This window comes from Streptomyces sp. NPDC044719, from assembly GCF_056433405.1.
The window spans coordinates 181,893-188,349 of the sequence record NZ_JBWKHE010000011.1 but is presented as its reverse complement, the minus strand read 5'-3'; the positions used below and the strand labels follow the sequence as shown (position 1 = coordinate 188,349).

Here is a 6,457-nt window from a genome sequence, read left to right as displayed (position 1 = left end):
AAGAAGAATTCGAGCCGCTCGTTCTCCTCCCAGGGGAAGTCCGGGCCCCTAGGGAACAAGAGAAGAAATGGCCTGCTGGGGTGGAAAAAACCCTGTGTTCCCGCCCACCCCGGCGGCGTTCTGGGGGCCTGACGGCCCCGGTCGCGGGAGGGAATGCCGGAGGGCCCGCAGCAAGCTTGCTGCGGGCCCTCCGGCATTCCCGTCTGTCTCAGTCCTCGTCGCGGCGGAGCGAGGGCTTGAGGTCCTTCAGCCGACCGAGCAGGCCGTTCACGAACGAGGGCGACTCGTCCGTGGAGAACTCCTTGGCCAGCTGCACCATCTCGTCCAGTACAACGGCGTCCGGGGTCTCGTCGACCCAGATCAGCTCGTAGGCGCCGAGCCGCAGGATGTTGCGGTCGACGACCGGCATCCGGTCGAGCGTCCAGCCGACCGAGTACTGGGCGATCAGCTCGTCGATGCGCTTCGCGCGCTGCGCGTAGCCCTCGACCAGCTCCATCGTGTACTCGCTCACCGGCGGCTGCCGGGTGTCGGCCCGGGAGAGCCGGACCCAGTCGGCGAGGACCGTCAGGACCTCGGCGCCGCGCTGGTCGCCCTCGAAGAGGATCTGGAAGGCGCGCTTGCGGGCCGTGTTGCGGGCAGCCACGGTTAGCTGTTCACCCGGCCGAGGTAGTCGCTGGTGCGGGTGTCGACCTTGATCTTCTCACCGGTGGTGATGAAGAGCGGCACCTGGATCTGGTGGCCGGTCTCCAGCGTGGCGGGCTTGGTGCCGCCGGTGGAGCGGTCGCCCTGGACGCCCGGCTCGGTCTCCTGGATGACGAGCTCGACGGCGGCGGGAAGCTCGACGAAGAGCACCTCGCCCTCGTGCTGCGCGACAGTGGCGGTGAAGCCCTCGATCAGGAAGTTGGCGGCGTCGCCGACGGACTTCTTGTCGACGTGCAGCTGGTCGTAGGTCTCCATGTCCATGAAGACGAAGTACTCGCCGTCCATGTAGGAGAACTGCATGTCCCGCTTGTCGACGGTGGCCGTTTCGACCTTGACGCCGGCGTTGAAGGTCTTGTCGACGACCTTGCCGGAGAGCACGTTCTTGAGCTTGGTGCGCACGAAGGCCGGGCCCTTGCCGGGCTTGACGTGCTGGAACTCGACGACGGACCAGAGCTGGCCGCCTTCGAGCTTGAGCACCATGCCGTTCTTGAGGTCGTTCGTGGAAGCCACGGTTGCGGAATCTCCTGGACTGACGTACGACCCCGGGGCACGCACCTGCCTGGCTACAGGGCGAGCAGCTCCTTGGTCGTGATGGTGAGTAGCTCGGGTCCGCCGTCCGCCTCGGGGCGGACGACGAGCGTGTCATCGATCCGGACACCGCCCCGGCCCGGGAGGTGGACCCCCGGTTCGACGGTGACCGGCACGCAAGCGTCCAGTTTACCCATGGCCGCGGGACTCAATTGAGGGTCCTCGTCGATTTCGAGCCCGACCCCGTGTCCGGTCAGGGCCGTGAGGCCTTCCGTGTACCCCGCGGAGTCCAGCACCTGGCGTGCGGCCCGGTCGACGTCCCGGCAGGCGGCGCCGGGTACCAGGCTCTCACGTCCGGCGCGCTGGGCGGCGAAGACCAGGTCGTACAGCTCGATCTGCCAGTCCGCGGGAGCCGTTCCGATGACGAACGTACGGCCGATCTCGCAGCGGTAGCCGCGATACGTCGCGCCGAGGCAGACGGAGAGGAAGTCGCCCTCCTCCACACGGCGGTCGGTGGGCCGGTGGCCGGGGCGGCCGGCGTTGGGCCCGGTGGCGACGGAGGTCGGGAAGGCCGGTCCGTCGGCCCCGTGGTCGACCAGTCGCCTTTCGAGCTCCAGGGCGAGATGGCGCTCCGTCCGGCCGACGAGGATGGACTCCAGCAGTTCGCCGAGCGCCTGGTCGGCGATCTCGGCGCCGATGCGCAGGCAGGAGATCTCCTCCTCGTCCTTGACCACCCTGAGCTGCTCGACGGCGCAGCCGAGGCCCGCCAGGCGCAGCCGGGGGGCGACCGAGCCGAGGGCCCGGTGCCGGGCCACGGTGAGGTGGTGCTCCTCCACGGCGAGGGAGTCGGCGCCCTGGCCGGCGGCGAGGTCGGCGGCCGCGACGGCGGGGTCACCGCCGCCGGATCCGGGGAGGTTCTGGACGCGCAGGGCCTCATCGGGGCGCTCCTGCGTGGAGCGGCCCTCGATCGGGCCGGCACACACCAGGAGGTCCTCCGTCTTGCCCAGCAGCAGAACGGCGCCGTGCGGGGCGGGGCCCGCGAGATAGCGCACGTTGGCGGGGCGGGAGACCAGCGCCGCCGCGCTGCCGCCCGCGTTGCAGTATTCCCTCAGACGCGTCCGGCGGGCCGCGTACACCTCTGACATGACCCGAGCGTATGAGCTCCGCGGGTTTGGCGCCGGTTGAGGGCGTCTGAGTGGGCGGTGCCTGGTGTGTCCGGGTGGGTTGGGGTGCTGTTCGGGAGAGGGTGAGCCGCACGGGGTTGTGTGCCGTCCGCGGGTGTGTGGGGGCTTGTCGCGCCGTTCCCCGCGCCCCTAAAACGCACGGCTACCACTGGGGTGGGCTGGCGATGGAGCGGGACAGGACGTCGTTCAGGACCTGGGCCGTCTGCGGGATGTCGAGCTGGGAGTTGTCGATGATCGGGAGGCCCGAGCCGTACCAGCCGGCCATGCGGCCGTGGATGCGGGCGACCTCGTCGTCGCTGAGGCGGCGGTTGCCCGAGCGTTCGGCGTTGCGCTCCAGGACGATCTCCAGGCCCGGCAGCAGGACGACAGGCAGCAGGCCCGGCCCGACGTGTCGCTTCCAGCCGCCCAGGCCCACGACGGGGCGGTCGGGGAAGACGGCGTCGTCGAGGATGCAGGAGATGCCGTTGGCCAGGAAGTTCCGCGCGGCGAAGCCGCAGGTGCGGCGGGCGAGGCGGTACTGCGCTTCCGAGTTGTCGTTCCACCCGGACTGGGGGTCGGCGAAGCCCGAGCGGACCCATTCGCGTACGTCGTCGAGGCTGATGTGGGCCGTGGGGATCCGGCGGTGGTCCGCCCAGTACTTGGCGACGCTGGTCTTCCCGGCACCCGCGGGGCCGATGAGCAGCACCGCGAGCGTCGTGCCCGCCAGGTCGGGCCCCGCCGCGGCGGGCGGCGCGCTGGGCATGGCGACCGGACCGCCCGGCGGCAGCGGCACATGACCGGTGGTGTCCGGCGCGGCGGGAGCGGAGACCTGATGCGGGGGCACGGCCGGTCCGGGCGGGGGCGCGGGGTACCCCGGTGCCGGGGGCGGCGGGGGCACGGGGGCGGAGCCCTGGTGCGCCCCCGGGTGGTGCGAACCCGGGTGGTGTGCGGCCGGCGACCAGCCGGCGGCCGGTCCCTGCCCCGGCTGGTGGGGCGGCGGCAGCGGAGAACCCACTGCGTGCTGCATCCGGTGCCACTCCGTCTCGTACAGGCGATGGGCGCTGACAGCGGGGGCGGAACCCGCTGCTACCGAACGGTACCGCCCCCGGCGATCGTTGTGTGAACGGCCGGGGACGGCCCGAAGTGCCCGGCCCCGTAAGGCTGTTTCGGGCGTAAGGAGCGCGGGAGGACTTACTGCCCCACTTCGCCGTACGCGGCGAGCAGCACGGCCGGGTCGGGCCCCTCCAGGACGGTGGGCTTGGCCAGGCCGTCGAGGACGATGAACCGCAGCAGGTCGCCGCGGGACTTCTTGTCGACCTTCATGGTCTCCAGCAGCTTGGGCCACTGGTCGTGCCGGTAGTACAGCGGCAGGCCGACCGATTCCAGGACGGTGCGGTGGCGGTCGGCCGTGGCGTCGTCCAGGCGGCCCGCCAGGCGGCCGAGTTCCGCGGCGAAGTGCATCCCCACGGAGACGGCAGCGCCGTGGCGCCACTTGTAGCGCTCGTTCTTCTCGATCGCGTGGCCGAGCGTGTGGCCGTAGTTGAGGATCTCGCGCAGGCCCGACTCCTTCAGGTCGGACGACACCACGTCGGCCTTCACCCGGATGGAGCGCTCGATGAGCTCGGCGGTGTGCGGGCCGGCCGGGGTGCGGGCGGCCTCGGGGTCGGACTCGATGAGGTCGAGGATCACCGGGTCGGCGATGAAGCCGGCCTTGATGACCTCCGCGAGTCCGGAGACGTAGTCGTTGACCGGGAGGCCGTCCAGCGCGGCCAGGTCGCAGAGCACACCGGCGGGCGGGTGGAAGGCACCCACCAGGTTCTTGCCCTCGGCGGTGTTGATGCCGGTCTTGCCGCCGACGGCCGCGTCGACCATGGCCAGCACGGTGGTCGGGATCGCGATCCAGCGCACCCCGCGCAGCCAGGTGGCGGCGACGAATCCGGCCAGGTCGGTGGTCGCGCCGCCGCCGACGCCGACGATGACGTCCGTGCGCGTGAACCCGGACTGGCCGAGCGCCTTCCAGCAGTAGGCGGCGACCTCGGCGGTCTTGGCCTCCTCCGCGTTGGGCACCTGGATGGCGACCACTTCGTAGCCCTGCTCGGCCAGGTCGGCGCGCAGCGCGTCACCGGTCTCGGCCAGGGCCTCGGGGTGGACGATCGCGACCCGCTTGGCCCTGCCGCCGATCAACCCGGCCAGTTCGCCCAGGAGTTGACGGCCCACCAGGACCTCGTAGGGCTCGGTGCCCGCCGTGCCGCCGATCTGGATCCGCGTCACTGCCTCGCTCATGCTTCCTTCAACTCCAGTGCGTCCAGGGCGACTTCGGTGACCTCTTCGGCCGTACGTCCATCGGTGGCGACGACGGCCGTGGCGACCTCCTCGTACAGGTGCCGACGGGCCTCCATCAGCTCGCGCCACTGCTTGCGCGGGTTGATGGCGAGCAGCGGCCGGGCCGCGTTGAGGCCGGTGCGCTTGACCGCCTCCTCGACGTCCATCGACAGGTACACCACCCGCTGCCCGGCGAGCAGCTCGCGGGTCTCCTGGTCGAGGACGGCGCCGCCGCCCAGGGCCAGCACACCGTCGTGCCCGGCCAGCGCCTCGCGCACGGCCTGCTTCTCGATCGCACGGAAGGCGGCTTCGCCCTCCTCGACGAAGATCTCGGCGATCGTCCGGCCCTGCGCGGCGACGATGTCGTCGTCGGTGTCCCGGTATCCGGCCCCGAGCCGCTCGGCCAGCAGCTGCCCGACGGTGGACTTGCCCACGCCCATCGGGCCGACCAGCACGATCAGCGGGGTCACCGGATGGCCAGGTTGTCGAGGTAGGACCGGACATTGCGGCCGGTCTCGGCCACGCTGTCGCCGCCGAACTTCTCGGCGACCGCGTCCGCGAGGACGAGGGCGACCATCGCCTCGGCGACGATGCCGGCCGCCGGCACCGCGCACACGTCGGAACGCTGGTGGTGGGCTGCCGTCGCCTCACCGGTGACGACGTCCACCGTCTTGAGCGCCCGCGGGACGGTCGCGATCGGCTTCATGGCCGCCCGCACCCGCAGCAGCTCACCGGTGGTGAGCCCGCCCTCGGTGCCGCCGGAGCGGCCGGAGGTGCGCCGGATGCCCTCGTCGGTGGTCACGATCTCGTCGTGGGCCTTGGAACCGGGCACCCGCGCCAGGTCGAAGCCGTCGCCGACCTCCACGCCCTTGATCGCCTGGATGCCCATGAGGGCGGCGGCCAGCCGGGCGTCGAGACGCCGGTCCCAGTGCACGTGCGAGCCGAGGCCGACCGGCACGTCGTAGGCCAGCACCTCGACCACACCGCCGAGGGTGTCGCCGTCCTTGTGGGCCTGGTCGATCTCGGCGACCATCGCCTTCGACGCGTCGGCGTCCAGGCAGCGCACCGGGTCCGCGTCCAGCTTCTCCACGTCGGCCGGCGTCGGGTACACGCCGTACGGCGCCTTCGCGGCCGCCAGCTCCACCACGTGGGAGACGATCTCGATGCCGGCCGTCTCCTTCAGGTACGACCGGGCCACCGCGCCGAGGGCCACCCGGGCCGCGGTCTCACGCGCCGAGGCGCGCTCCAGGATCGGCCGGGCCTCGTCGAAGCCGTATTTCTGCATGCCGGCGAGGTCGGCGTGGCCGGGCCGCGGGCGGGTCAGCGGGGCGTTGCGGGCGAGCCCGTCGAGGATCTCGGGGTCGACCGGGTCGGCGGCCATGACCTGTTCCCACTTCGGCCACTCGGTGTTGCCCACCATGATCGCGACCGGGGAGCCGAGGGTGAGGCCGTGCCGGACGCCGCCGAGGAAGGTGATCTCGTCGCGCTCGAACTTCATGCGGGCGCCGCGCCCATAGCCCAGGCGCCGCCTCGCGAGATGGTCCGCCACCATGTCCGTGGTGATCGGCACGCCGGCGGGCAGGCCCTCCAGCGTCGCGACGAGTGCGGGACCGTGGGACTCCCCAGCGGTCAGCCAGCGCAACCTGCTCAACGGTGCTCCTCAGTGCTCGCGCCCGTACTGCCCTGCGTACGCACGTCCTCGCGTACGGCGACGGCCTGACCGGGTGCGCGGCCCCGGTCCG

Annotated in this window: 7 protein-coding genes; all 7 read right to left on the bottom strand. The window is 71.8% G+C overall.

Features of this window, described 5'->3' with window-relative positions; translation table 11 throughout:
* Positions 1-208: 208 nt before the first annotated feature.
* The 7 genes from nusB to aroC all read right to left on the bottom strand — a co-directional run bounded on the left by nusB (position 209) and on the right by aroC (position 6,366).
* Positions 209-643 (bottom strand): transcription antitermination factor NusB, encoded by a 435-nt coding sequence (gene nusB, locus AC07DF_RS36640; RefSeq protein WP_184597187.1) that lies wholly within the window; start codon positions 641-643, stop codon positions 209-211.
* Positions 644-645: 2 nt separating this feature from the next.
* Positions 646-1,212: an elongation factor P gene (gene efp, locus AC07DF_RS36635; RefSeq protein WP_478981075.1), complete on the bottom strand. Its 567-nt coding sequence runs from the start codon at positions 1,210-1,212 to the stop codon at positions 646-648.
* 53 nt (positions 1,213-1,265) lie between these two features.
* Complete coding sequence (locus AC07DF_RS36630; RefSeq protein ID WP_478981073.1) at positions 1,266-2,375, bottom strand: aminopeptidase P family protein; 1,110 nt, start codon at positions 2,373-2,375, stop codon at positions 1,266-1,268.
* A 181-nt stretch (positions 2,376-2,556) separates the two neighbouring features.
* Entirely contained in the window at positions 2,557-3,420 is an 864-nt protein-coding gene (locus tag AC07DF_RS36625) for a Pro-rich N-terminal domain-containing protein (RefSeq protein ID WP_478981071.1), read from the bottom strand.
* A gap of 164 nt (positions 3,421-3,584) precedes the next feature.
* Positions 3,585-4,676 (bottom strand): 3-dehydroquinate synthase, encoded by a 1,092-nt coding sequence (gene aroB, locus AC07DF_RS36620; RefSeq protein WP_478981069.1) that lies wholly within the window; start codon positions 4,674-4,676, stop codon positions 3,585-3,587.
* Entirely contained in the window at positions 4,673-5,155 is a 483-nt protein-coding gene (locus AC07DF_RS36615; protein ID WP_478981249.1) for a shikimate kinase, read from the bottom strand. Before AC07DF_RS36615 ends, aroB begins: the two co-directional genes overlap by 4 nt.
* A 26-nt stretch (positions 5,156-5,181) precedes the next feature.
* On the bottom strand, positions 5,182-6,366 hold the full coding sequence (gene aroC / locus AC07DF_RS36610) for a chorismate synthase (protein WP_189726439.1): 1,185 nt from the start codon (positions 6,364-6,366) through the stop codon (positions 5,182-5,184).
* Positions 6,367-6,457 lie beyond the last annotated feature (91 nt).